At 32.6% G+C, this 26,410-nt stretch carries 24 protein-coding genes and 1 tRNA gene; 16 read left to right on the forward strand and 9 right to left on the reverse strand.

Features of this window, described 5'->3' with window-relative positions:
- Positions 1-29 precede the first annotated feature (29 nt).
- The 6 genes from DR871_RS01345 to groL all read left to right on the forward strand — a co-directional run bounded on the left by DR871_RS01345 (position 30) and on the right by groL (position 5,241).
- Positions 30-1,286, forward strand: coding sequence for a sigma-54 interaction domain-containing protein (locus DR871_RS01345; protein ID WP_113665487.1), 1,257 nt, complete (start codon positions 30-32; stop codon positions 1,284-1,286).
- A gap of 92 nt (positions 1,287-1,378) precedes the next feature.
- A complete protein-coding gene (locus DR871_RS01350) occupies positions 1,379-1,882 on the forward strand; it encodes an LptE family protein (RefSeq protein ID WP_113665190.1) in 504 nt (167 codons plus the stop codon).
- An 80-nt stretch (positions 1,883-1,962) separates the two neighbouring features.
- On the forward strand, positions 1,963-2,814 hold the full coding sequence (locus DR871_RS01355; protein WP_113665189.1) for a tetratricopeptide repeat protein: 852 nt from the start codon (positions 1,963-1,965) through the stop codon (positions 2,812-2,814).
- Positions 2,815-2,817: 3 nt separating this feature from the next.
- On the forward strand, positions 2,818-3,162 hold the full coding sequence (gene secG / locus DR871_RS01360; protein ID WP_113634855.1) for a preprotein translocase subunit SecG: 345 nt from the start codon (positions 2,818-2,820) through the stop codon (positions 3,160-3,162).
- A gap of 135 nt (positions 3,163-3,297) precedes the next feature.
- Positions 3,298-3,573: a co-chaperone GroES gene (locus DR871_RS01365; protein ID WP_007137725.1), complete on the forward strand. Its 276-nt coding sequence runs from the start codon at positions 3,298-3,300 to the stop codon at positions 3,571-3,573.
- Positions 3,574-3,612: 39 nt separating this feature from the next.
- Positions 3,613-5,241, forward strand: coding sequence for a chaperonin GroEL (gene groL / locus DR871_RS01370; RefSeq protein ID WP_113665188.1), 1,629 nt, complete (start codon positions 3,613-3,615; stop codon positions 5,239-5,241).
- Between the two features lie 71 nt (positions 5,242-5,312).
- On the opposite strand, the gene DR871_RS01375 is transcribed toward groL, so the two are convergent.
- From DR871_RS01375 to xrtF, 5 genes are all read right to left on the reverse strand, one after another.
- On the reverse strand, positions 5,313-5,993 hold the full coding sequence (locus tag DR871_RS01375) for a DedA family protein (protein ID WP_113665187.1): 681 nt from the start codon (positions 5,991-5,993) through the stop codon (positions 5,313-5,315).
- A gap of 222 nt (positions 5,994-6,215) precedes the next feature.
- Positions 6,216-7,571, reverse strand: a complete 1,356-nt coding sequence (locus tag DR871_RS01380) for an MBL fold metallo-hydrolase (RefSeq protein WP_113665186.1) — start codon at positions 7,569-7,571, stop codon at positions 6,216-6,218.
- Positions 7,572-7,615: 44 nt separating this feature from the next.
- On the reverse strand, positions 7,616-8,446 hold the full coding sequence (locus DR871_RS01385; protein WP_113665185.1) for an ATP cone domain-containing protein: 831 nt from the start codon (positions 8,444-8,446) through the stop codon (positions 7,616-7,618).
- Between the two features lie 58 nt (positions 8,447-8,504).
- The gene (locus DR871_RS01390; protein ID WP_113665184.1) at positions 8,505-8,948 is read right to left on the reverse strand and encodes an exosortase F system-associated membrane protein; all 444 of its coding nucleotides are present in this window, start codon (positions 8,946-8,948) and stop codon (positions 8,505-8,507) included.
- On the reverse strand, positions 8,926-9,474 hold the full coding sequence (xrtF, locus tag DR871_RS01395; protein WP_113665486.1) for an exosortase family protein XrtF: 549 nt from the start codon (positions 9,472-9,474) through the stop codon (positions 8,926-8,928). Before xrtF ends, DR871_RS01390 begins: the two co-directional genes overlap by 23 nt.
- A gap of 75 nt (positions 9,475-9,549) precedes the next feature.
- Here xrtF and DR871_RS01400 point away from each other — a divergent pair, with 75 nt between their 5' ends.
- The 10 genes from DR871_RS01400 to rpe all read left to right on the forward strand — a co-directional run bounded on the left by DR871_RS01400 (position 9,550) and on the right by rpe (position 22,645).
- Positions 9,550-10,005: a GAF domain-containing protein gene (locus DR871_RS01400; RefSeq protein ID WP_113665183.1), complete on the forward strand. Its 456-nt coding sequence runs from the start codon at positions 9,550-9,552 to the stop codon at positions 10,003-10,005.
- A 33-nt stretch (positions 10,006-10,038) separates the two neighbouring features.
- Positions 10,039-10,980 carry an energy transducer TonB gene (locus DR871_RS01405; RefSeq protein ID WP_113665182.1) on the forward strand — a complete coding sequence of 314 codons (942 nt, stop codon included), beginning with the start codon at positions 10,039-10,041 and terminating at the stop codon, positions 10,978-10,980.
- A 151-nt stretch (positions 10,981-11,131) separates the two neighbouring features.
- Entirely contained in the window at positions 11,132-11,398 is a 267-nt protein-coding gene (rpsO, locus tag DR871_RS01410; RefSeq protein ID WP_113634840.1) for a 30S ribosomal protein S15, read from the forward strand.
- 237 nt (positions 11,399-11,635) lie between these two features.
- Complete coding sequence (locus DR871_RS01415) at positions 11,636-13,777, forward strand: polyribonucleotide nucleotidyltransferase (RefSeq protein ID WP_113665181.1); 2,142 nt, start codon at positions 11,636-11,638, stop codon at positions 13,775-13,777.
- A gap of 170 nt (positions 13,778-13,947) precedes the next feature.
- The gene (locus tag DR871_RS01420) at positions 13,948-14,694 is read left to right on the forward strand and encodes a hypothetical protein (RefSeq protein ID WP_113665180.1); all 747 of its coding nucleotides are present in this window, start codon (positions 13,948-13,950) and stop codon (positions 14,692-14,694) included.
- On the forward strand, positions 14,691-17,489 hold the full coding sequence (locus DR871_RS01425; protein ID WP_113665179.1) for a TonB-dependent receptor: 2,799 nt from the start codon (positions 14,691-14,693) through the stop codon (positions 17,487-17,489). The genes DR871_RS01420 and DR871_RS01425 overlap by 4 nt, the downstream gene beginning before the upstream one ends.
- Before the next feature lie 12 nt (positions 17,490-17,501).
- The gene (locus DR871_RS01430; RefSeq protein ID WP_113665178.1) at positions 17,502-18,704 is read left to right on the forward strand and encodes a DUF4249 domain-containing protein; all 1,203 of its coding nucleotides are present in this window, start codon (positions 17,502-17,504) and stop codon (positions 18,702-18,704) included.
- Positions 18,705-18,718: 14 nt separating this feature from the next.
- Entirely contained in the window at positions 18,719-20,422 is a 1,704-nt protein-coding gene (locus DR871_RS01435; protein WP_242497059.1) for a hypothetical protein, read from the forward strand.
- A gap of 195 nt (positions 20,423-20,617) precedes the next feature.
- On the forward strand, positions 20,618-21,481 hold the full coding sequence (locus tag DR871_RS01440; protein WP_007137700.1) for a sigma-70 family RNA polymerase sigma factor: 864 nt from the start codon (positions 20,618-20,620) through the stop codon (positions 21,479-21,481).
- 501 nt (positions 21,482-21,982) lie between these two features.
- A complete protein-coding gene (gene rpe / locus DR871_RS01445) occupies positions 21,983-22,645 on the forward strand; it encodes a ribulose-phosphate 3-epimerase (RefSeq protein ID WP_113665485.1) in 663 nt (220 codons plus the stop codon).
- 31 nt (positions 22,646-22,676) lie between these two features.
- Here rpe and DR871_RS01450 read toward each other — a convergent pair whose 3' ends face one another.
- From DR871_RS01450 to ftsZ, 4 genes are all read right to left on the reverse strand, one after another.
- On the reverse strand, positions 22,677-23,480 hold the full coding sequence (locus DR871_RS01450; protein WP_113665176.1) for a zinc-dependent peptidase: 804 nt from the start codon (positions 23,478-23,480) through the stop codon (positions 22,677-22,679).
- 80 nt (positions 23,481-23,560) lie between these two features.
- Positions 23,561-23,634: transfer RNA gene (locus tag DR871_RS01455), tRNA-Arg, on the reverse strand.
- A gap of 71 nt (positions 23,635-23,705) precedes the next feature.
- Positions 23,706-24,155: a GatB/YqeY domain-containing protein gene (locus DR871_RS01460; protein ID WP_113665175.1), complete on the reverse strand. Its 450-nt coding sequence runs from the start codon at positions 24,153-24,155 to the stop codon at positions 23,706-23,708.
- A gap of 288 nt (positions 24,156-24,443) precedes the next feature.
- Complete coding sequence (gene ftsZ, locus DR871_RS01465) at positions 24,444-26,381, reverse strand: cell division protein FtsZ (protein ID WP_113665174.1); 1,938 nt, start codon at positions 26,379-26,381, stop codon at positions 24,444-24,446.
- Between the last annotated feature and the right edge of the window lie 29 nt (positions 26,382-26,410).

The raw sequence follows: 26,410 nt of genomic DNA on the forward strand, positions 1-26,410 counted from the left end.
AAGCAAAGAAAACTTTAAACAAAAATAATATGGAATCAGTTCAAGCTATAAAACAACGATTTGAGATTATCGGGAATGACCCGAAGCTTAATCGTGCGATAGAAAAAGCCATTCAGGTTGCTCCTACTGATATTACGGTATTAGTAGCGGGAGAAAGCGGAGTTGGAAAAGAAAACATTCCTCGAATTATCCATTCGCTTTCGCACAGAAAACATGGAAAATATATTGCCGTAAACTGTGGAGCCATTCCAGAAGGAACGATTGACAGTGAACTTTTTGGACATGAAAAAGGCGCTTTTACAGGAGCCACAGGCACTCGTGAAGGTTATTTTGAAGTCGCTGACGGCGGAACTATATTTCTGGATGAAGTAGGTGAATTACCGTTAACTACACAAGTTCGTTTGTTGCGTGTTCTTGAAAATGGCGAATTTATAAAAGTCGGTTCTTCACAAGTACAGAAAACGGACGTCAGAATTGTTGCGGCTACGAATGTCAATTTATTTGATGCGATTGAAAAAGGGAAATTCCGTGAGGATTTGTATTATCGTTTGAGTACTGTGGATATTACTTTGCCGCCTTTGCGCGATCGAAAAGACGACATTCATTTATTGTTCCGGAAATTCGTTGCTGATTTTGCACATAAATATAAAATGCCTCCTTTGAAATTAGACGAAAATGCTATTCAATTATTGCAGAAATTTCGTTGGAGCGGAAACATTAGACAATTGCGAAATGTTGCGGAACAAATCTCCGTTTTAGAAACCAATAGAGATATATCTGCTGTGACTTTACAATCATATTTGCCAGCGCAAGGAAGCAATTTACCTTCAGTTATAAAAGATAAAAAAAGCGAAAGTGATTTTAGTACCGAAAGGGAAATTTTGTACAAAGTACTTTTTGATATGAAAAGTGATTTGAATGATTTGAAAAAATTAACACTGGAACTAATTCAAAATGGAGGTTCAAAAGTGCAGGAAACGAATCAGAATTTGATAAAAAAAATATACGGTTCAAAAGAAAATGACAGTGAAATAGATTTTGAAGAAGAACCTAGAGCATCGTTAATAGCGTCTCAAAACAATGAGGATTTATACCAGGAACATGATGACAATTATCTTTTTGCAGAAACCGTTGAGGAGGAAGAAACTTTACGTTTAGAACAAAAAGAAATTGAAATGATTAAAAAATCATTAGAAAAAAATAAAGGAAAACGAAAAGCTGCCGCAGACGAATTAGGTATTTCGGAACGGACTTTATACCGAAAAATAAAGCAATTTGATTTGTAGTTTTTCTTTCGAGACCTAAATGTCTTTGATTGAAAATGAATATATTTGAACCAGACTTTAGCAAATTAGCGAGGCAATTTTTAAAATAAAAAATGAAACACATTAAACTTATTCTTTTTTCAATACTAATATTGAGCATCAATAGTTGCTCGGTTTATAACTTCACAGGAACCGGTAAAATCGACGCCGAAACATTCCAAGTTGGTTTTTTCCAAAATAATGCGGAGTTAATCGAACCCGGAATTGATCGTACATTTACATTAGAACTTCAAGATTTGATTCAGAACCAAACTAATCTAAACTTGGTCAAAAACGGTGCTGATTTGACATATGAAGGAGAAATTGTAGATTATAGAATTAGTCCAATGACAGCAACCGCGGATCAGCGAGCAGCTCAAAACCGTTTAACGATTCGGGTGAATGTTCGTTTTACCAATAAGAAAAAAGAAGCGGATGATTTTGAAAAACCATTCACATTTTTCTACGATTATCCAGCAGAACAACAATTGACAGGCGCGACTTTGAATAGTGCTTTGAAAGATATTTTTGAAAGAATAACACAAGATATTTTCAACGAGTCATTAGCTAAATGGTAAATGAGGTTTTATTCGGAAATTTGATGATTTGCTCAATCGAATAACAAATTAATGAATAACCAAATAAACGAATAACCTTTATGAATGTAACCGATTATACTTACTTGATTAACAAACCCGATGCTATCCATGAAAAGCAAACGGAGGCTTTAGGAAAAGTACTCATTGAGTTTCCTTATTTTCAAAGTGCCAGAGCGATTCAATTAAAAGGACTTTACAATCAAAATAGTTTTAAATACAATGCTGCTTTAAAAATAACAGCAGCCTATTCAACGGACAGATCGGTTTTATTTGATTTCATCACATCGGACACTTTTACTTCTATTCATAAAAGTCTGTATGATAAAAGAGCCCTCGAAATTTTAGATATACAAGTAATCGATAGTGAAATTCTTATTTCTGAAGAAAAATCAGAAGTTAAAATAAACACATTAGAACAATCGATTCTGACTTCAATAAAGGAAGCTTCTCCAATTGAAAAAGAGAACAATTCAATAGCAATCGAGGAAAAACTAGCTATTGGAACACCGTTGGACTTCTCTAAAAAAGAACAACATTCCTTCCAAGAATGGCTACAGCTTTCGCGAACTGAACCAATTAAAAGAGAAAGTGAGCAACCAATACATCAAGCTGCACCAATAATAGATGCAGACAAAAGAAAAAAAACAGAATTAATTGATAAGTTTATAGAAACGAGTCCGAAGATTTCTCCATTAAAACATGGCGTACCTTCCACTGTTGCTTTTGACTTAAATGCAGCTGACAATTCCTTCTTAATGACGGAAACTTTAGCCAGAGTCTATTTGGAACAAAAAAAATATCAAAAAGCGATTCAAGCTTATGAAATATTAATTTTGAAATATCCAGAAAAAAGTAGTTTCTTTGCAGACCGCATAACGGATATTAAGATTTTACAACATAATAATAATTAAACAATGAGCACATTTTCAATTTTTTTAGTTTTAATAACTATAGTTTGTTTTCTATTAATCGTAGTAATCATGGTTCAAAACCCTAAAGGTGGCGGATTATCATCTACAATAGGTGGTTCTCAAATGCTGGGTGGCGTACAAAAAACAACTGATTTTTTAGACAAAAGCACTTGGACATTAGCAACTATATTAATTGCACTTATTTTACTTTCTAGCTTAAGCTTTACAGGAACATTAAGTGATACCGATTCAAAAATCATTGAAAACACAGGAAGTACAGCGCCAGCCGCAAACACTCCAGTTGCACCAGCTCAAAACACACCTGCTGCCACAAATCCAGCACAATAAATTATTACAACATATTCTAAATGCCAGCCTGTCAAAGCTGGCATTTTTTATAAGAAATTATGTCAGTTTCAGTAGCATGGCACAATTTCTGAAATCTTTATAGACGTTAAAATAAATATATAAAAATATAAAATCATGGCTTTAAACATTAAACCACTTTCAGACAGAGTTCTTATCGAACCCGTTGCAGCTGAAACAAAAACTGCTTCAGGGATTTTTATTCCAGATACAGCAAAAGAAAAACCACAAAAAGGAACTGTTGTTGCTGTTGGAAACGGAACAAAAGAACATACAATGACTGTAAAAATTGGCGATTCTGTTCTTTACGGAAAATATGCTGGTACTGAATTAAAACTGGAAGGAAAAGATTATTTGATCATGCGTGAAGACGATATTTTAGCAATAATATAATCGAATTAACAAATAAACGAATTAACAAATAAAATTAAAATGGCAAAAGATATAAAATTTGATATTGAAGCACGTGACGGATTAAAACGTGGAGTTGATGCATTGGCAAATGCTGTAAAAGTGACTCTTGGACCAAAAGGTCGTAACGTAATTATTGGAAAAGCTTTTGGTGGACCAAACGTTACTAAAGATGGTGTTACCGTTGCAAAAGAAATTGAATTGAAAGATCCATTGGAAAACATGGGTGCTCAAATGGTAAAAGAAGTAGCGTCTAAAACTAATGATTTAGCTGGAGACGGAACTACAACTGCAACTGTTTTGGCACAAGCTATCGTAAAAGAAGGTTTGAAAAACGTTGCTGCAGGTGCAAATCCTATGGATTTGAAACGCGGTATTGACAAAGCGGTTGAAGCTATTGTAGCTGACTTAGCAAAACAAGCAAAAGTGGTAGGAAGCGATTCTGAGAAAATCAAACAAATTGCTTCAATTTCTGCTAACAATGACGAAGTAATTGGTGAGTTAATCGCTACTGCTTTCGCAAAAGTTGGAAAAGAAGGCGTTATCACTGTTGAAGAAGCTAAAGGAACTGATACGTATGTTGATGTTGTAGAAGGTATGCAATTTGATAGAGGCTATCTTTCTCCATATTTTGTGACTAATTCAGAAAAAATGGAAGTAGAATTGGAAAATCCTTACATCCTTTTGTACGACAAAAAAGTTTCTTCATTAAAAGAATTATTACCAGTTCTTGAGCCAGTTGCTCAATCTGGAAAACCATTATTGATTATTGCTGAAGATGTTGATGGTGAAGCTTTATCTACTTTGGTTGTAAATAAATTACGTGGAGCCTTGAAAATCGCTGCTGTAAAAGCACCTGGTTTTGGTGACAGAAGAAAAGCAATGTTAGAAGACATCGCTATCTTAACTGGAGGAACTGTGATTTCTGAAGAAAGAGGATACACTTTAGAAAACACAACTATCGAAATGTTAGGAACTGCTAAAAAAGTGACTATCGATAAAGACAATACAACAATTGTTAGTGGTGCTGGTGACGCGGATATGATCAAAAATCGTGTAAACCAAATCAAAGGTCAAATGGAAGCTACCACTTCTGATTATGATAAAGAAAAATTGCAGGAACGTTTGGCTAAATTAGCTGGTGGAGTTGCCGTACTTTACGTTGGTGCTGCATCTGAAGTAGAAATGAAAGAGAAAAAAGACAGAGTTGATGATGCACTTCACGCAACTCGCGCTGCTGTTGAAGAAGGAATTGTTGCTGGTGGTGGTGTAGCTTTATTAAGAGCTAAAAATGCACTTAGCGCTATTAAAGCTGATAATGCTGATGAAGCTACAGGAATTCAAATTGTATCTCGTGCCGTAGAGTCTCCATTAAGAACTATTGTTGAAAACGCAGGCCTTGAAGGTTCAGTTGTTGTAGCAAAAGTTGCTGAAGGTTCAGGTGATTTTGGATATAATGCCAAAACTGACGAGTATGTTGACATGCTTAAAGCCGGTATTATTGATCCTAAAAAAGTAACGCGTGTAGCATTAGAAAACGCAGCTTCGGTTGCCGGAATGATATTAACTACCGAATGTGCTTTGATTGATATCAAAGAAGACAATGGTGGTGGAAACCCAATGGGTGGTGGTATGCCAGGAATGATGTAATAGCATCTTCCTTAAAATAAAAAACCGTCTCGATTAATCGAGACGGTTTTTTTATGAGTTGTATTTTTTTCTTATTCTTGAACTTTTGATTTTTTACTGAACTTGTAAATTACAGGTAAGACCGTTATTCCAACTAAAATCAAAACAATTAATTCGATGTGTTCTTTTAAATCAATTTGATAATTATCGAGCAAAAATCCATATAAATAGTGTCCTGCAAAAATTAATGTAAACGACCAGATAAATGAACTTAAAATATTATAAAACATGAATTTTTGTTTATCCATGGACACAATTCCTGCTACTATAGGCGCAAAGGTTCTAAATATTGGAAGAAAACGAGCAAAAATAATTGCCTTTCCGCCGTATTTTTCAAAAAAGTCTTTGGATTGAACCAAGTATTTTTTCTTAAACCAAAAACTATCTTCCTTGTTGTACAAATAGTAACCACTTTTTGAACCAAACCAGTATCCTACTACATTCCCTAAGATTCCTGATAACGCCACAAGGGTTGATAAAAGAACAACATTTATAAAATCGTTATTAATAAATACAATATTCTCTATTAATTCACGGCTGTAAATTCCCGCCAAAAACAACAAACTATCTCCTGGTAAAAAGAAACCAGCAAAGAGGCCTGTTTCGGCAAATACAATAAATAAAACTATATAAATACCCAATTTAATTCCATTAACATCAAAATGAATATAAAAAAGTGGGTCAATTAAATTCTTCCAATCAAAATCGTTCATTCTTAGGTTTTTTATGCTAAAATTATTCGTGCGTGAAAGTACGGATAATATATCTTAACAACAATTTATTGCTTTATTTTAAAGTTTTATTAACGGTTCATTATGCCTCTTCATTTTGAATATAAATTATACTCCTCTATTTATCAAATACCGTACAAGGATTACAAAATTTTACACTGATTTAACTACTGTGACAATATGTAATTTTATTAAAAAAAAGGTTTACAATTCAAATTCTTGCCCCATCAAAGGAACTTTACAATCAAAATCATATTTTTCATGCACTTTTATACGGAGCTCATCTAATGGCTCATTTTCACCATGAACTAAAAAAACTCTGGTTGGTTTATTTTCCAATTCGGACAACCAATTGAGCAAATCTTTTTGATCTCCATGCGCTGATAAACCTTGTATCTCTAGCACATTTGCTTTTACCGGATAATACTGCCCATGAATTTTAATTTCTGACGCTCCTTCTAACAACTTTCTTCCGCGTGTTCCTTCGGCTTGATACCCTACAATAATCAAAGTAGTTTCCGGAAGACCAATATAATGTTCGAGATAACTCAAAACCCTTCCTCCAGTTACCATTCCGCTGGCTGCTATCACCACTTTAGGTTGCTCATCAAAAATCACCTCCATGGTTTCCTGATAATCCGAAACCAATGAAAACATTTCACTCATTTCGGCACATTCTTCCAAGGACAATTTGTGCCACTTTTGGTTATTCGAAAAAATATTCAATGCATTTATTCCCATTGGTGTATCGATAATGTATGGAATATGAGGGATTTTATCTTCTTTTCTGAGTTGCCACAATAGATACATGATGGTTTGCGCACGCTCAACGGCAAAACTCGGAATAATAATAGTTCCACCTTTATTGACGGTATTATTGATATACATTTCCAATTCTAATTTAGTGTCCGTTTTAGGATGAATACGATTTCCGTAGGTACTTTCCAGAAAAACATAATCGGCTTTTTTAGGTTTGGTTGGGGGATACATTAACACATCATCATCACGGCCAATGTCACCTGAGAAAACTAAAGTCTTATTTTCAAGTGTTAGAGCAATACTGCAAGCCCCCAGAATATGTCCTGCATTGGTATAAACAGCTTCGATTTGCGCATCTAAAGCAACAGCCTCATTAGTTTCAATTACTCTAAATAGCGGAAAAACTTTCTCAGCTTGATCCACCGTGTACAGCGGCTCGGCTATTTCATGTTTCGAATATTTCCCTTCATTGGCATTTTTAGCCTCTTCTTCCTGAATTTTAGCACTATCTAAAAGAATTAGTTTGGTAATATCTTTTGTAGGCCTTGTACAATATATTTTCCCTGAAAAACCTTGATTAACTAATCTTGGCAACCAGCCACAATGATCTAAATGTCCATGAGTCAGCAAAACAAAGTCTATTGTGGATGCCAAAACAGGCAGAGGCTCCCAGTTAAGTTCGCGCAACGGCTTTAATCCTTGAAACAATCCACAATCAATCAAAATCCGAATTCCGTTACTTTCAATTAATGTTTTAGAACCGGTTACAGTTCCCGCTCCACCTATAAATCTTACTTTCATGGGATTTGATTTTTAAAATTAAACTGACAGTACAAACTTACTACTTAGAAATACCTACATAATTCTGATGCCTCTTTCAGCACATTTTTCATCCGATTTTCACTTAATCCAATCCTATTGAGACAATCCGAATTGTTAATTATTTCCTTTACTAAAATGACATCTAAAATTAGTAACTTATCTTTTTCAGCGAGAGACAAAGTCGTCAAACAGGTGACTGGATAAAGCGAATTAGTATCATTTTTGGTTTTCAAATTATTTTCCGCTGGATAGTCCCAGCTCAGCAAACTCAATTCAGAACATTTAGAAAATGTAATTGCATCTGCAGTAAAACGGTTATTAGTAACAATCCAACATTTAGAAACGGTGTCTTTTTGGTCAAAAATAGGATGCTTCCTTTCTTTTATATCATTAAAACGAGACAAAATATACATCGGGACTTTCACATCAGACGCGACATCTCTACCCGCATGATACTTACATTCGACCATAGCAATAATTTCATTTTTTTTGACCAAAACATCTATTTCATGCGAAACACATTTTCCTTGCAAAGTCAAATTGGTAATCGTTTTGTAGTTTTCAGCAGCAAAAAGACGGGCTATATATTTTTCGAAAAAGAAACCTGCAGGACCTAAAAGCCGAATTGCTTCTCTTAAATTATATCGTGCTGCATGGGAATTAGCAGTTTTTTTCAATAGCGAAAAAGCCATTTTATAAATTTCTTTCGTGGAAATACCTTCATACATCTGCTTTTTTATAGCATAAAGTATGTTATCAACCACAACAGCACTTGCACCCGATTTCAAAAGAGATTTTTTGAGTTTATCTGAGTTAAATTCGACAATATCTCCAGAATGTTTGATGATTTTCATATTCGTAATGTTTTGATAAACAAACTCTTAAATCACCACTAAAGATACGAAAAAAAGACTACTTATTTTGTTTTTGATAATAAAATCCAGGAACAAATAACAGTACAAAAATAGGTTGGATTAAAAACCTACGGACATAAAATAGAATCCAATTACTATTTTCATTTGCGTAGTAAACAATGTAGAAAAAAGCAGCCATTAGAATCATGAAGAAAAAGTAATACAGTGCAAAAGCAAATTTCACCATTGTCACATCTTTGAAGAGGACATAGATAATACCCAACGAGATCGCAGTATTTAATGTATAACGAAAAAATAATCCTAAAAATAATTGGGTCGGATTAAAACTTGGCAATCGTAGCTTGGTAAAATCTTTTTTGAAAAAATCCAAAAAAGGATCATAGAATAACTCATTTTCAAAAGCACGAACCAGCACCAACAATGCCACCAAAAAAAGGAATTGTAGCACTCGTATTTTGTTATTTAGTATCTTTTGAAGCATATCTAGAAAAATTACGGACCCAAATTAACCACAACATAAAAACTACACCATAAATATACAAAGGAAAAAGGACTCCGTGTAAAAACGGCTCTTGTTTTGGAAAATAAAAAATCAGGGCACTTAAAGCCGCAATTCTCAAAACATTCAATACGTAAATAAGCAGGCTTCCGCCAAAGATAAATAGCAATGTTATTTTTAGTTTCCCTGAAAAAGCTACCACAAATGAAATAAACAAAATAATCACACTAACAGCATTACAACCTTCGACAATTCGGGCAACATATTTATCATTGAAAAACAGCTTCATATAAGGATGAATCTCACTTTTTTTAATGTAGGATTGATTATTAAATAATCGCATGACTTGTTCTGTATTATCACTCACTATTCTGGTAATAGAATCCATTTCGTTTTCTTCAAAACTATTAAGATAGCGCTGATACAAAAAAGTTAGTACTATATATGTCAAAAAAAAAGTGCCCAGAAAAAGCAAAAACGGTTTGTAGAGAATAAAATATTTTTTCAAAATCAAATTTTTAACAAATTTATGTAATTTTTGAAACTGGCTTTAAATACTTTTGCATAAATAAAAATTAAAAACATGACATTTCAAGAATTACAACCAAAAGTAACCGAAATCACATTAAATACAACGCTTTCAAGAGATGAAAAACTATTGTCTATTTGTCAATTGTTAAGCGAATCAGTAGATTATTATAATTGGGTTGGATTTTATTTTGCAAATCATGAATCTAAAACATTGCACTTAGGACCTTATGTAGGAGCAGAAACAGACCACACAGTAATCCCTTTCGGAAAAGGAATTTGCGGACAAGTAGCCGTTTCTAACGAAAACTTTGTAGTTCCTGACGTTTCGGCACAAGACAATTATATCGCTTGTAGTTTTACCGTAAAATCAGAAATCGTGGTACCGCTTTTTGTAAATGGAGAAAACATAGGTCAAATTGATATTGACAGTCATGTAATAGATCCTTTCACTGAAGAGGATGAAAAATTCTTGGAATTTGTAAATAAAGAGGTGGCTAAATTGTACTAAAATAATTATATTTGGTTGCAAATAAAACGTCTTATGTCAACTAATTCATTTGCTGCAATATTATTTTTGCTGTCCACTTTATCATTTTCACAAACTCCAAAAGACGGGAAAATATTTTTAGATTCAACATGGAATGAGACTACTGAAGCAAATCATAAATATTATAGGATAGTCAAAGATTATTATTCTGATAAAGAAAGCTATAAAATTTATGATTATTTTAAATCCGGAGTTTTACAAATGGCTGGAGCCTCAAAATTCAAAGATCGTTTACAAAAAGAAGGACAGTTTGTTTATTATTATGAAAATGGCAACAAAGAATCCATGGAAAGTTATATAAACGGTTCGCAAACTGGAAAACAATACAATTGGTATCAAAATGGACAAAAAAAATCAGAGACTGAATTTTTCATCGATAACAACACCAGATATCCTAATTATAAAATAATTCAATTTCGGGACATAAATGGTAACCAAAAAATAATTGATGGTAATGGTGATTATGAAACGAAAACTGACAATTTCTATGAAACCGGCAAAATTGTTAATGGTTTAAAACATGGAATATGGGAAGGTGTTGTTAATTCTGAAAAGTATACCTATACCGAAAATTATGTAGAGGGAAATCTTATATCTGGAACAAGCACAGATTACAACAATATTAAATATAATTATACTTCAATAACTACTATGCCTGGACCAAAAAAGGGCATAAAGCATTTTTACAATTTTATTAGCAATAATTTCATCCAACCCAAAGAAGCTAAATTATATAACGTGTCAGGCACTGTATATTTAACCTTCATTATTGAAAAAGACGGTAGAGCGAGTGATATTAAAGTTGTCAGAAAGGTAGGTTTCGGAATTGATGAAGAAGCTATTCGAATAGTCAAAAGTTATAACCAATGGAGTGCTAGTAAAACAAGAGGAATGAGCAGAAGTGTAATGTATTCTTTACCTATATCAATAAAATAATTCTCAAATGAGTTAAATACTATTTTTAAAACTGAAAGATACAAAATACTAATATCATCTAAAACTTGTCGATTTGAAAATAAAGATTATCTTTGCACCCGTCTTACAATAGATGTATGACATACATAAAAATCATTAAACAAATATTGGAATGTATTTAACTAAAGAGATTAAAGAAGAAATCTTCGCTCAACACGGAGAAAAAACAAACACAGGAAAAGCTGAAGCGCAGATTGCTTTATTCACTTTCAGAATTAGCCACTTGACTGAGCACTTGAAAAAAAATCGTCATGATTATAATACAGAGCGTTCATTAGTATTGCTTGTAGGTAAAAGAAGATCTTTGTTGGATTACTTGAAGAAAACAGAAATCAACAGATACCGTGAAATTATCAAAGTATTGAATATCAGAAAATAATCAATATAAAAGAGGTGCGAAAGTGCCTCTTTTTTTATTTTACAATTTAAAGTCTAAAGGTTCTATTTTGGTCCTGACACAAAAGGGATTAGAATCAAGACTACACCATAAAGTCTGTACTAAATCAGTATAGATGAATAAAAAAAGTTTGGTTTTTCATTGGGTTTTAGGCATTAACTACGCAAAACAACAACTACAACACAACTAAAACCCATGTTTAACTAATAAATTAAATTTATGATTCCACAATTATTTGTAGAAAGTATCGATTTAGGTGATGGCAGAAACATCACAATCGAGACAGGTCGTTTAGCCAAACAAGCTGATGGATCTGTAGTAGTAAGAATAGGTAAAACTGTTATTTTAGGAACAGTTGTATCTTCAAGAAAAGCAAGTCCAGGTATCGACTTTTTACCACTTACGGTAGATTATCGTGAAAAATTTGCTGCAGCAGGACGTTTTCCTGGTGGTTTCTTCAAAAGAGAAGCGCGTCCAAGTGATAACGAAGTGTTAACAATGCGTTTAGTAGACCGTGTTTTGCGTCCACTTTTCCCAGATGATTACCACGCAGAAGTGCAAGTTATGATTCAATTAATGTCTTATGATGAAGATGTAATGCCAGATGCATTAGCTGGTTTAGCCGCTTCCGCAGCATTAGCTTTATCAGATATTCCTTTTGAAACTTTAATTTCTGAAGCTAGAGTTGGAAGAATTGATGGTAAATTCATCATCAATCCAAGTCGCGCACAATTAGCTTTATCTGATATTGATATGATGATTGGAGCTTCTATGGATTCTATCGCGATGGTAGAGGGTGAAATGAAAGAAATTTCAGAAGCAGAAATGTTAGAAGCAATTAAATTTGCTCACGAACACATCAAAAATCAAATTGCTGCTCAACTACGTTTGCAAGCTGCTTTTGGAAAAAAAGAAGTTCGCACCTATGAAGGAGAAAGAGAAGATGAGACTATTTATGCAAAAGTAAAAGACGCATCTTACGATAAAATTTATGCTATTGCAAGCAAAGGTTCTTCAAAACAAGAACGTACAGCTTCATTTGCAGAAGTAAAAGAAGAAGTAAAAGCATTATTTACAGAAGAAGAATTAGCCGCAAATGGCGATCTAGTTTCTAAATATTTTTACAAAACTAACAAAGAAGCGGTTCGTAACGTAACCCTAGATTTAGGAACACGTTTAGACGGAAGAAAAACTACCGAAATCAGACCAATCTGGAGTGAAGTAGATTATTTACCATCGGTTCACGGATCAGCATTGTTTACACGTGGAGAAACACAAGCATTGGCTACAGCAACTTTAGGAACATCCAGAGAAGCAAACCAAATTGACTCTCCATCAGAACAAGGTGAAGAAAAATTCTACTTACATTATAACTTCCCTCCTTTCTCAACTGGTGAAGCTCGTCCTTTAAGAGGAACTTCAAGAAGAGAAGTAGGTCACGGAAACTTGGCTCAAAGAGCATTAAAAAACATGATTCCTGCTGATTGTCCGTATACAATTCGTGTAGTATCTGAAGTTTTAGAATCTAACGGTTCTTCTTCTATGGCAACAGTTTGTGCTGGAACATTAGCACTTATGGATGCTGGTATCCAAATGATTCGTCCAGTTTCTGGAATTGCAATGGGATTAATTACTGATGGAGAACGTTTTGCTGTATTGTCTGATATTCTTGGTGATGAAGATCACTTAGGAGATATGGATTTCAAGGTAACTGGAACTTCTGTAGGAATTACAGCTTGTCAAATGGACATCAAGATTGACGGATTGAAATATGAGATTATGGAAGCAGCATTGGCGCAAGCTCGTGACGGTCGTTTGCATATTCTTGGAAAATTAATCGAAACTTTAGCAGCTCCAAAAGAAGATGTTAAAGCTTACGCTCCAAAAATCATTACAAGAAGAATTCCTAATGCGTTTATTGGAGCATTGATCGGACCTGGTGGAAAAGTGATTCAAGAATTACAAAAAACTACAGGAACTACAATTGTTATCAATGAAGATCCAACTACTGAAGAAGGAGTTATTGAAATTTTAGGAACAGATCCTGCTGGAATAGAAGCGGTATTAGCTAAAATTAAATCAATCACTTTTAAGCCTCAAATGAATGAGTCTTACGAAGTAAAAGTAATCAAAATGCTAGATTTTGGTGCAGTAGTAGAATACACTGCCGCTCCAGGAAACGAAGTTTTATTACACGTATCGGAACTTGCTTGGGAACGTACTGAAAATGTTTCTGATGTAGTAAAAATGGGTGATGTATTCGAAGTAAAATACTTAGGATTGGATCCAAAAACTAGAAAAGAAAAAGTGTCAAGAAAAGCGCTTATGCCAAGACCTCCACGTGAGGAAAGAAAAGAGTAATCAGATCTTAAGTTTACTAAAGGTTTATTTATAGGAAATCCCGTTTCATGAATTTGAAACGGGATTTTTGTTTTTTAAAAAAATTTATACCGAATTATATTACATAAATATAATAATTTTTATATATTTGATATGATCTTACAATAAATAACATCCATATATCATATATTTTGAAAATTAATAAAACAAAATACATTATCAGTTTTACATTAGTTTTACTTTTAAGCACATTGTCTTTACGTAGTCAAACCAAAAATGATATCTTAATTTACAATTGGTTTGATAATTTAACAGGCAAGGAAAACCTAGATATTAATACTGGAAAACTTCATAGTAACCCTTATAAGACAACCGTAAATAACAGTATGTATTACAAAGACGAGAAGTTTGAATTAGGGATCTTGAGCTATGAAAAACAAACTTATTACAATGTCAACTTAAAATATGACATACACACTGATTGTCTAGTAGTATATCCTTTCGGCATTAATAAAAATACAGGAATCAACCTTAATAGTGATAAAGTTGATTCATTCAATTTAAACGGCAAACACTTTGTTAAAATTACAAAAAAAGAAAATCATCAAACAGAGCTCTTAAATGGCTATTATGAAGAAAACAAAATTTCTTCTGATTTTGTCTTTTACATACGCCATCATAAAGACATTCAAAAAAAGATAAATGATAATGGAGTAATTTACAAATTCAATGAAAATAATTCATTCTTTATAGAATATAAAAAAAAAATGTATAAGATTAAATCTAAAAACGATGTTAGCAAAATATTTCCTGCGCAAAAAAAGCAAATAAATGAGTTTTATTTAATCAATAAAGAAATTAAAAAGAACAACGAAAATCAATTTATGGAAAATTTAATGAGATACATGTATAAATCCTCTTCACTTAAAAATAAATGAAATTAACGAAAAAAAAAATCTATATATTATTTATTTTATTGTTTATAAATGAATTCTCATTTGCTCAAAAACCAGAAGACAAATTATCAATTGAGCTTAAAAACTGTTCATTATTAACCGCAATTGAAACCATAGAAAACTCAAGTACTTATACGTTTTATTTTGACCCAACTTGGATTAATTTAAATAAAAATCAAATAAGCGGAAATTACAACAACATAACTATTAGCGAGTTATTAAATAAAATTTTTGATGAGACTGATTTAAATTACATCATCATAAATCACAAAATCATACTCACCTCAAACAACTTAATATACAATAATCTACCCGCTAACTATTTTAATGAATTAGACTCAAACAAAACTACTAGAGAATTTAACAATATTTCTGGAAATCCTATTTTCTACAGACAATACGACTCTTTAAACCAACATAAATTTACAAAAAAACCCTCGCTGCAATTTATAGGTAAAGAAAATAAAAACACCACAAAAAAAAATTTTTTATTATCTGGATACATTGTTAATGAGAAAACAGAGAAGCCAGAAGTTAATATTTATCTTAAAATACGCGACAAAGACATCAGTACATCAAGTGATTTAAATGGCCATTATAAACTGTTGTTACCAGCTGGAATAAATATTATTGAAATAAAATCAATGAATCATGTTGAAGTAATTAAAACATTAATGGTTTATGATGATGGAAACCTAGACATAACCATAAATGATCAATCAAATCAGCTTGACGAAGTCGTAATTACAAAAAAAGGGATGAGAGCCAAAGAGACGACTATATCCGGATTAGTTTCAATAGATATTAAAGCTATTAAAAACACACCTTTAATTCTTGGTGAAAGAGATATATTAAGAGTTGCAACTACTCTCCCAGGTATCAAAACTACAGGAGAAGGCGCATCTGGTTTTAATGTTAGAGGAGGAAAAGACGATCAAAATTTAATACTCCTAGACAATTCAGTTCTTTATAATCCTCAACATTTTCTAGGGTTTTTCTCTGCAATAAACCCATATACCGCTAAGAAAGCAGAAATTTACAAAGGAAGCATCCCTGCTGATTTTGGAGGTAGACTTTCTTCTGTTTTTGACATAACTACAAAAAATGGAAATCCGGAAAATTTCTCAGGAGAAGGAGCTATAGGTCCTATAACATCAAATTTAAGCTTTGGTCTACCTATTCAAAAAAATAAATCTAGTATTCTTGTTGGAGCAAGAGCGACCTATTCCGATTGGATTTTAAAAACTTTAGATGACGAAAATTTAAAAAATAGTGAAGCTGGATTTTATGATGGAATTATTAAATATAATAATACTATTAATGATAATAATGATTTAGAAGCTACAGTATATTACAGTAAGGATCGGTTTAGTTTAAGCTCTGATTCAATATACAAGTATAGCAATCGTCTGATTTCTTTAAAATGGGATCATACATTTAACAAAAAAAGTAAAGTTGAATTAATTCTTACAAATAGTGAATATAAATTTAATATAGATTACAATTCAAGTGATGATAATTCATTTGATTTTGGCTACAAAATAAGTGAAACACAATTACAGTTAAAATTTAAATATTTATTTAATAAAAAGCATACCTTCTCATACGGAATAGCAAGTAAATCTTATGGTATTTCTCCTGGATATCAACACCCAAAAAGTCTTATGTCAACTTTAATTGCCATAGACATCGAAAAAGAAAAAGCCTTAGAGTCTGCTATTTACATTTCAGATAATTACAAAATAGGCGAAAAATTATTAATTGACTTAGGGCTAAGATATTCCTTTTATGCTTCTTTAGGAGAAGCTAATGTAAACATATATCAAGAAGGATTTCCTTTAAACAAAGAAACGATAATTGAAAATAAACATTATATAAAAAACGAGATAATCAAAACCTATGGTGGATTTGAACCACGTTTAGCAGCACGCTATTTCTTGAATGATGATTTATCAATAAAAGCAAGTTATGACTTCACTAGACAATACATTCATCTTTTATCGAGTAATACAACACAGTCACCGACCGATTCTTGGAAATTATCTGATATTAATGTCAAACCACAAAGTGCACAACAATTCTCTTTAGGCCTCTACAAAACTCTTCAAGATAATCTATATGAAATTAGTTTAGAAGGATATTATAAAAAATCAAAAAACATCCTTGATTATAAAGTTGGTGCTGAACTATTATTAAATAAAAATGTAGAAACTGAATTATTACAAGGTGTAGGAAAAGCTTACGGTATAGAATTACTACTTAAGAAACAAGAAGGCAAATTAAATGGCTGGATTGGCTATACTTATTCTAGAACGTTTATTAAACTTGATAGTAATTTCGAATCAGAAATAGTCAATAATGGAAAGTATTTTTCAGCAAATTTTGACAAACCACATGACTTTAGTGCTATTTTAAATTATAAATTCACAAAACGTTACAGTTTATCTACTAATTTTTCATACCAAACAGGTAGGCCAATTACTTACCCTATAGGTGTGTTTCAATATGGAAATTCAGAATACACCTTATATAGTGATCGAAATCAATATCGAATCCCAGATTATATACGCCTAGACATTGGAATAAACATTGAAGGAAATCATAAAATAAAAAAGTTAGCGCATAGCTTTTGGAATATTTCGATTTATAATATTTTAGGTAGAAATAACCCTTATTCAATTTATTTCGTAACTGATAAAAATGGAGGAGTAAAAGGGTACAAAACATCAATTTTCTCAATCCCAATACCGAGTATTACATATAATTTTAAATTTTAGCTATATTAAGTAATGAATAAAAAAAAAATACAAAAATTCTCTTTGGGTAAAATTATTATTGCTTTATTAATTCTTAATATTTTAAATAGTTGTAGCGAAGCATATAATTTACAAACTGACACCTATCAAGAGGCACTTGTAGTAGAAGCAACTATTACAAATGAATTTATCAGACAAGAAATAAAAATATCTAAAACCTCTCAATTTGAAGATGAAGGAATAGAAAAAGAAAGCGGTGCTATTGTAATCATAGAAGACGACTTAGGCAACACATTCCCTTTTGAAGAAAAGGATGATATTTACATCTCTAAAAACCCTTTTAAAGCTGAATCAAATAGAGAGTATACTTTAAAGATAGAAACAAATGAAGGTAAAGTTTTTAAATCATCAAGTCAAAAACTAACAACAGAAAACAAAATTTTAGATATTATCCCAAAATTAGTTACAACCAAAGATAATGAAAGAGGTATTCAAATTACCGTTAACAATTATGACTCTACTAACTCTTCAAAATATTACCGATATGAATATGAAGAAACATACAAAATAGTTGCTCCAGTTTGGCGTCAACAGAAGCTTGTTGTAACAGGACAGCAGGAAGTGGCACTCATACCCAACTCCCTTGAAACAAGAATATGTTACAAAACACAAAAATCCAATGATATAATTTTAGCATCAACGACAAACTTACAAGAAGACAAAGTTAATCTTGATATTCGCTTCATTAGTGATAATGATTATATAATTAGCCATCGATATAGCATAATTGTCAAACAATATGTATTAAGTTTAGAGTCATATTCTTTTAGAAGAACATTAAAAGACTTATCGACTTCTTCTAGTATTTTTTCACCTAAACAACCTGGATTCTTGAATGGAAACATTAAATGTATTTCAAATACAAATGAAAAAGTGATTGGTTTTTTTGAGGTATCTTCTTTTTCTTCAAAAAGAATTTTTTTCAATCATGAAGACTTATTTCCTAATGAGCCTAAACCTCCTTATTTCACAAATTGCGATGAGCAAGAATATAAATTCTGTTTTGGTTACTCAGTTCCAGTATGTGAAGGCCCCTTATTAATCTCTAAGATAAAAGGAAATACGATAGCTTATTCTTCAAATTTATCAAACTCCTTTTATTCAGTTGTACCCATAGAATGCGGCGATTGCACTTCTTTTTCATCAAACTTAATACCTTCATTTTGGATCGATTAAAACACATTGTCATTTTGTTCGTATTAATAAATGCAACAATAACCAAGGCTCAACAAATTGTCTTTATAGATGAAACAATATTTCTCCATGCAAATGCTACAACTTTTGTCTCAGGAGAAACATTATTATACAAAATACATTGTCTAAAATCTACAGACAAAACACCAAGTACCATAAGTAAAATTGCTTATGTGGAACTTATTGATGAAGCAAAAAAAATAGTCTTCAAAAATAAAATAAATTTGGAAAGTAGCACTGGTCAAGCTGAATACTTCATTCCTACAACTGTAAAAACTGGAAAATATAAGCTTATTGCTTATACACAATGGATGTTAAACAAACTGGATTCATCATTTTTCGAAACAAACATAACAATCATAAACCCCTATATAAGTGACGAAAAACAAAACTCAAATGTTATTATAAATACTGATCCAGATAAATTCATAAAAAATATAAAAAGTACAAATTCAAATATAATTCCACCTAATAATATTAAACTAATACTTAATAAGAATAAATTCAAAAATCGTGAAATTGTCTCGTTAAATTTTAAGTCAGACGACAATACCATAACAGAAGGGAGTTTTTCTTTGTCAGTTAGAAAAATAGAGGATTTACCATTTGAAAATCAAATTTCAGCTGTTGACTTCAGTTTCAAACAAGAGAACAATTTCGTCGATTTACAAAATTCGAAAACTAAAATTTATCTTCCAGAGCTTCGAGGAGAAAAATTATCTGGAAAATTAATAGCTAAAAACAATACTGATAAAGTTGAAAATAAAACAATAGCTTTTTCTTTACCAGGTAAAAATTTCATCTTTAAAATTATTAGAACTGACAATACTGGAAGCTTTCAAATTAACATTAACCAAGTAGATTCTAACTCTGAAATAACAATCCAACTAATGGATGAAGATGTTAACAATTATTACATTAAATTAGATGAAGAAGCCATCATAGATTACACAAAACTATTGATTACAGAAAACTATAAACTACCTCCAAACTTTAAAGAAATTTTAATTAATAGATCAATTAATAGTCAAATTGAAAATGCATATTACGCTAGCAAAACTGACAAAATAATTATTCCGAAAGAAAATCCTACATTTTTTCATCCATTAGCCAAAAAGTATATACTGGATGATTATACAAGGTTCAATACTTTAAAAGAAACAATTAAAGAAGTAACAACCGAAGTATATTACAAACAAATAGACAACAAATCATTCCTTCATGTAAATGATCCTAATGTTTTTCCTCAGCAACCAGACCTACCATTAGTGTTGATTGATGGATTGTATTTAGAAAATCAGAATGAATTATTTGAGTACAATATGAAAAATGTATTTAAAATTGAAATAATTACTGGTAGGTATTTTTTAGGCTCAAAATTTTTTAATGGTCTTATAAGCTTCACTACATTCAATAATGCTTTCAAAAGCTCACAAAGCGGAAGTTCAATAATAAAAAGTACCATACAAAGGCCACAACCTAAAAAAACATATTACGAAGTTAATTATTCCGATTTAAACATAAACAAAAGAATTCCTGATTTTAGAAATCAATTAATATGGAATCCCGAAGTTGACTTAAGAAATATTAATACTTTCTACACTTCTGATGTTTCAGGTACATTTGAAATAAAACTTGAAGGGTTCGCTAAAAACGGAACTCCTGTTTCTTTGATTGAAACATTTGAGGTCAATGAATAATTTAAGCCAACATGTATTTTGCATTAGCTCTAACTACCCTTGTTCAAGCACTTTTTATGAATACAAAGTAAGTGCGTAAAGCCTGCCAACTTTCGGCTAAACTTAAAATAATAAAAAAATGAGATGTTTTGTAACTTTTCTGAAACTCCATACGTATAATCAGTTGTACACTTAAAATTTAGGAGACAAAAAAACATGAGACAACTAAAAATCACCAAGCAGGTAACCAATCGTGAAACTGCTTCATTAGACAAGTATTTACAAGAAATTGGTAAAGTTGACCTTATTACCGCTGACGAAGAGGTAGAATTAGCACAGAAGATTAAAGCCGGTGACCAGAAAGCATTAGAGAAATTGACAAAAGCCAATTTACGTTTCGTGGTTTCGGTGGCAAAACAATACCAAAATCAAGGGTTAACGCTTCCCGATTTGATTAACGAAGGAAATTTAGGATTGATAAAAGCAGCACAACGTTTTGATGAAACACGTGGTTTCAAATTCATCTCGTATGCAGTTTGGTGGATTCGTCAATCTATTTTACAAGCATTGGCAGAACAATCTCGTATCGTTCGTTTGCCTTTGAACAAAATTGGTTCTATCAATAAAATCAACAAAATGTACGCTTTATTAGAGCAATCTAACGAGCGTCCACCATCTGCTGAGGAAATTGCAAAAGAACTTGATATGACCGTAAATGACGTAAAAGAGAGTATGAAAAACTCTGGTCGTCACTTATCAATGGATGCACCTCTTGTAGAAGGAGAAGATTCTAACCTTTACGATGTATTGCGTTCTGGTGAGTCACCAAATCCAGACAGAGAATTAATCCACGAATCATTGCGTACCGAAATCGAGCGTTCCTTAGAAACATTGACTCCAAGAGAAGCTGATGTAGTTCGTTTGTACTTTGGTCTTGGCGATCAACACCCAATGACATTAGAGGAAATCGGGGAAACTTTCGACTTAACTCGTGAGCGTGTACGTCAAATCAAGGAAAAAGCAATCCGCAGATTAAAACACACTTCAAGAAGTAAAATATTAAAAACCTATTTAGGATAATACAGTCAAATGCTACAAAGTCAAAAATCATATCGTCCAACAACAGTATGATTTTTGACTTTCGGCTTTCGACTAAAAAGTAACGACGGTCTGATTAACTGTTCGTTTTTTGATTGATGATTGAAACTCCGGCTGATTACCGGAGTTTTGTTTTTTTCAGCAAAACTCCAGTCACTTCGAGCTTCGCTCTCGGGTTTCCGGAGTTTTATTTTTTAAATCTGAATTCTTCTCACTTTTCACTTTTCACTTTTCACTTTTCACTTTTCACTTTTCACTAATATGGCGTAACCCTCCGTAAAAACTTCGGGTCAGGCTTTCGGCTTTATCTCTCCGTTACATTGCGAGGATACCGCCTCGATCCCTTACGCGACGTACAGACAATTTGCAAGATGACCCTTCACTAAAAAAACTTTCTCCAATTGCTGCAAAAAAACTACTTTTGCACAAACAACACAAACTGTATAGATGCACTGCGGTGCATCTATACATAACAACTACCCAATGAAGAATACACTTATTGCACCATCAGTGCTTGCAGCCGATTTTGGTAATCTGCAACGCGACATCGAAATGATCAACAACAGCGAAGCCGATTGGTTTCACATTGACATCATGGATGGCGTTTTTGTTCCAAACATTTCTTATGGAATGCCAGTTTTGGAAGCCATTAACCGCCATGCCAAAAAAACAATTGACGTTCACTTGATGATTATCGATCCAGACCGTTATATTAAAACTTTTGCTGAATTAGGCGCAAATATTTTAAGCGTACACTATGAAGCTTGCACACACCTCCACAGAACGCTACAGGCAATTAAAGCTGAGGGAATGAAAGCTGGAGTTGCCATTAACCCACACACTAATATTGATTTACTGGAAGATGTAATCAATGACATTGATTTAGTTTGTATCATGAGTGTGAATCCTGGTTTTGGAGGACAATCTTTTATAGAAAACACCTATGCAAAAATTGAAAAGCTAAAAGCTTTAATCCTTAAAAAAGGAGCAACTACAATCATTGAAGTTGATGGTGGCGTAACCAATAAAAATGCAAAACAATTAGTGGAAGCCGGAGCCGATGTTCTGGTAGCGGGAAGTTTTGTTTTCAAAGCGGAAAATCCAACCCAAACGATACAAGATTTAAAGAAGCTTACAAACTTCTAAAAAAGTGGCGCATTTAGCGCCATTTTTTATTTTAGAAAGGTTCATCAAAGTTAATCATTGCAGCAACATGTGCATATAATTCAGGATGGTAGCTTTTAAAAACACGCGGAGTTTCAAAGAAATGCTCCAAGATAACCGATAAAAATTCAAATTGATTTTCATAGGCATATAATCTAAAATAATCCCTTTGAGTCAGTTCGTCATTTAAAACTGGATCGATGTAATATTTTACAACGTCATTAAAAGCATCAAAAAATACAATGGCGCTTGGATCATTACTTTTTAAACAATGAAAATGCAATACATGCGAAAACTCATGTAAACCCAAATTTATATTATCATTTAAAGCTGAATGACCAATAATGAAATCTTCCCACGAAAACACAACAGCTTTCATTCTGGGATTAAATTCTCCTTTGTGATGCGCTTGATTTACGGTAGAAAAATAATTGGAAGGATAAATAATTATTTTGTCGAACAAATTTACAAGATAATTTCTCATCCCGAAGGTCAACATTACATAGGTTCCAGCAATCAATATTTGCATTTGCTCCGTAATTTTAATGTCTTTACCAATGAACTGATATTTCGCGATAAACGCAATAATGCGATGTTCAAAATACTTTTTCTTTTTGACAGAAAGCTGATTGTAATATGGAAAATCATTTATTAAAATTTGCCGTTGACTTAATTTTAATTTCTTTGAAAAAGGATACCAATGAATATAAAGTGGCTTATTAAATAACAATACATAAGTTGGCTCAACCACTCTAAAAACTAAAAGCAGAAGAAAAACCATTCCAAAAAATGCTGTAATAAAAAGCTGTAGTGACATGTATTATAACTGCTTTAAAAGAAAAAATGCCTCAAAAGAATTCAAGCCAACTTGATTTTTTGAAGCATTTTATGTGTTTGTGGCCGCGACAGGGTTCGAACCTGCAACCCTCAGAGTCGAAATCTGATATTCTATCCAGTTGAACTACGCAGCCATTTGATTTAAGATTGCTGATTAACGATTTTAGATTTATGAACTAAAATCGTTAACCTTGAATCCAAAGATTTATGTCAATAATTTTTTTACAATTGTAGAAATTGTTTTTCCTTCGGCTGTTCCACCTAATTGAGCTGCAGCCAATCCCATTACTTTTCCCATTGACGCAATTCCTGACGCTCCAGTTTCTGCAATTATTTTTGCTATCACTGCTTCAACTTCTGCTTCGCTTAATTGTGCCGGTAAGAATTTTTCGATTACAGCAATTTGAGCTAATTCTGGTTCCGCTAAATCCAAACGGTTTTGCTCCGTGAAAATCCTAGCACTTTCTTTACGAGTTTTTACTAATCTTTGTAGCAATTTAACCTCGTCATCTTGTGTTATTTCTTCTTTTGATCCTGATGCTGTCTGAGCTAAAAGAATTTCAGATTTAATAGCTCTTAAAGCTTCTAATGCAACGGTATCTTTGGCTCTCATGGCGGTTTTGATTTCGTCCATGATTAGTACTGATAAACTCATATTCTATATTGTTAATTGCGTTAATCCATTATTTGATCAACCGATTTATTGAATTACTACTTTTAAAAATGATTTTTCGCTCTGATTACAGTAAAAAGCTCCCAATTATTAAGGCGGAACTTAAAACAAAAGCTCTTCTAAGGCCCGACAAATCTAAAGAATTTTACTCGGATTTACAACAACAGATTGTCTCGTGTAAGAGATAAGTATTGAAACTCCTTATAATGGCAAAAAGTAGCCCGAAAATTAAATATAATTTTCGGGCTACTCCTTTTTGTTTTGTTTTTATTAATCTACGTTATCGTGCAAATAGGAATTATTTGAACGCAACTGTAAATCATTATTACTGTCTGTTCCTACAGATATTCTCGAGTTTGTATTGTTCGCTTGATTGTTTGATATGTCTATTCCCAATCTTTTGTAAGCTGGTTCTTTTTCATACTCATCAATTTTAGAAACATTGTTATGGAACTTATAATTGAATTCCTTCAATTTTTTTCTTCTTTCGTCTGCTCTCATTCGCAATGATTCTTCAATAGTCATTTCGGTAGCAGCAATATCTTCAAAATCAACCGGATTAATCACAGTTCTTTGTACTTGTCTCATGGTGATATTTAACTCCTCCGGGACAACAACTTCTGGAGTTTTTGCAACTGGCTTAGGCATAAAATCAGGCTCCGCTTCCATATATTCTTCTAGAGAATATTTGATAATTCCATTATCCGTTAATTCCGTTACTGGTACAAACTGAACTGCTTCATTTACTTTAATGTCACGAGTTTCATTCGTTAGCTCATACATCACTTTACTTTCTTCAACTTGAGCTACTGGCTCCGCTTTAAAAAGTGGTAAATCAAAAGAGAAAGTAGTTTGTTCTTGTCTTTCGATTGCTTTTGGCTGCACAGCTTTTACTTCAGCAACAGGAGAGGAAATTGTGAAATCAATATCTGTAATTGGAGAAACAATTTCGAAAGTCACATCTAAATTTTTAATAAATTCAGACATAACCATCAACTCTTCTTTATTGATTGTTGGAGATGTAACCACTGGCTCAGGCGCAACAACTGTATCTTCGACTAAATCAAAAACAATTCTTTCGTTAGCGTTTGTAACTGGTGATGACTCCGTGTTCAAATCAAATCCAGCAACAGTTTTATTACTTAAATTATGTACACTTCTTTGTTCGTCCTCTAGTGTGTGAATTATTTTTTTAGGTTCCGTGTTTACGATTCCATTTTGTTGTTCAATATCAAAACCAGTAGCGATTATGGTTACAGCGATTGAATCTCCAAGTGATTCGTCTTCACCAACTCCCATGATAATATTAGCATTGTGACCCGCTTCGATTTGAATATGATCATTAATTTCTCCTATTTCATCAATTGTAATTTCATTAGTTCCAGAAACGATAAGCAACAATACGTTTTTGGCACCTGTAATTTTGTTGTCATTCAACAAAGGAGAATCTAAAGCAGCAATAATTGCTTCCTTAGCTCTGTTTTCACCAGAAGAAATAGAAGATCCCATAATAGCAGTTCCGCTGTTATACAAAACTGTCTTAGCATCTCTTAAATCGATATTTTGAGTGTAATGATGCGTTATTACTTCAGCAATTCCTCTTGAGGCAGTTGCTAAAACTTCATCCGCTTTTGAAAACCCAGCTTTGAAACCAAGATTACCGTAAACTTCTCTTAATTTATTATTGTTGATAACAATTAATGAGTCGACCTGTTTGCGTAATTTTTCAATACCGATTAACGCTTGTTCCTGACGCACTTTCCCTTCAAACAAGAAAGGCAATGTCACAATCCCTACAGTAAGAATATCTCTTTCTTTAGCCAATTGCGCGATAACTGGCGCAGCTCCCGTTCCTGTACCACCACCCATTCCGGCAGTGATGAAGACCATTTTAGTATTGCGATCCAACATTTTTTCAATCTCGGAAATACTCTCGATAGCGGATTGTTGTCCCACATCAGGATTTGCTCCAGCACCAAGTCCTTCTGTCAAATGCACTCCCAACTGGATTTTATTAGGCACAGAACTACTCTGTAAAGCTTGAGAATCCGTATTACATACGATAAAATCTACACCTTTGATCCCTTGCTTGAACATGTGATTTATGGCGTTACTTCCGCCTCCACCTACACCTATAACTTTTATCACATTTGATTGATTCTTTGGTAAATCAAATGAAATACTTCCAAATTCTGAGTCGCTCATCATTTTATTTGGTTTTTGAAATTGTTATATTA

Source organism: Flavobacterium petrolei (assembly GCF_003314435.2).
Taxonomy (GTDB): domain Bacteria; phylum Bacteroidota; class Bacteroidia; order Flavobacteriales; family Flavobacteriaceae; genus Flavobacterium; species Flavobacterium petrolei.

Excerpts from the sequence above, each read along its gene's own strand:
- DR871_RS01345 (WP_113665487.1), top strand. The coding sequence starts at position 30 with ATGGAATCAGTTCAAGCTATAAAACAACGATTTGAGATTATCGGGAAT.
- DR871_RS01350 (WP_113665190.1), top strand. The coding sequence starts at position 1,379 with ATGAAACACATTAAACTTATTCTTTTTTCAATACTAATATTGAGCATC.
- DR871_RS01355 (WP_113665189.1), top strand. The coding sequence starts at position 1,963 with ATGAATGTAACCGATTATACTTACTTGATTAACAAACCCGATGCTATC.
- secG (WP_113634855.1), top strand. The coding sequence starts at position 2,818 with ATGAGCACATTTTCAATTTTTTTAGTTTTAATAACTATAGTTTGTTTT.
- DR871_RS01365 (WP_007137725.1), top strand. The coding sequence starts at position 3,298 with ATGGCTTTAAACATTAAACCACTTTCAGACAGAGTTCTTATCGAACCC.
- groL (WP_113665188.1), top strand. The coding sequence starts at position 3,613 with ATGGCAAAAGATATAAAATTTGATATTGAAGCACGTGACGGATTAAAA.
- DR871_RS01375 (WP_113665187.1), bottom strand. The coding sequence starts at position 5,993 with ATGAACGATTTTGATTGGAAGAATTTAATTGACCCACTTTTTTATATT.
- DR871_RS01380 (WP_113665186.1), bottom strand. The coding sequence starts at position 7,571 with ATGAAAGTAAGATTTATAGGTGGAGCGGGAACTGTAACCGGTTCTAAA.
- DR871_RS01385 (WP_113665185.1), bottom strand. The coding sequence starts at position 8,446 with ATGAAAATCATCAAACATTCTGGAGATATTGTCGAATTTAACTCAGAT.
- DR871_RS01390 (WP_113665184.1), bottom strand. The coding sequence starts at position 8,948 with ATGCTTCAAAAGATACTAAATAACAAAATACGAGTGCTACAATTCCTT.
- DR871_RS01400 (WP_113665183.1), top strand. The coding sequence starts at position 9,550 with ATGACATTTCAAGAATTACAACCAAAAGTAACCGAAATCACATTAAAT.
- DR871_RS01405 (WP_113665182.1), top strand. The coding sequence starts at position 10,039 with ATGTCAACTAATTCATTTGCTGCAATATTATTTTTGCTGTCCACTTTA.
- rpsO (WP_113634840.1), top strand. The coding sequence starts at position 11,132 with ATGTATTTAACTAAAGAGATTAAAGAAGAAATCTTCGCTCAACACGGA.
- DR871_RS01415 (WP_113665181.1), top strand. The coding sequence starts at position 11,636 with ATGATTCCACAATTATTTGTAGAAAGTATCGATTTAGGTGATGGCAGA.
- DR871_RS01425 (WP_113665179.1), top strand. The coding sequence starts at position 14,691 with ATGAAATTAACGAAAAAAAAAATCTATATATTATTTATTTTATTGTTT.
- DR871_RS01430 (WP_113665178.1), top strand. The coding sequence starts at position 17,502 with ATGAATAAAAAAAAAATACAAAAATTCTCTTTGGGTAAAATTATTATT.
- DR871_RS01440 (WP_007137700.1), top strand. The coding sequence starts at position 20,618 with ATGAGACAACTAAAAATCACCAAGCAGGTAACCAATCGTGAAACTGCT.
- rpe (WP_113665485.1), top strand. The coding sequence starts at position 21,983 with ATGAAGAATACACTTATTGCACCATCAGTGCTTGCAGCCGATTTTGGT.
- DR871_RS01450 (WP_113665176.1), bottom strand. The coding sequence starts at position 23,480 with ATGTCACTACAGCTTTTTATTACAGCATTTTTTGGAATGGTTTTTCTT.
- DR871_RS01460 (WP_113665175.1), bottom strand. The coding sequence starts at position 24,155 with ATGAGTTTATCAGTACTAATCATGGACGAAATCAAAACCGCCATGAGA.
- ftsZ (WP_113665174.1), bottom strand. The coding sequence starts at position 26,381 with ATGATGAGCGACTCAGAATTTGGAAGTATTTCATTTGATTTACCAAAG.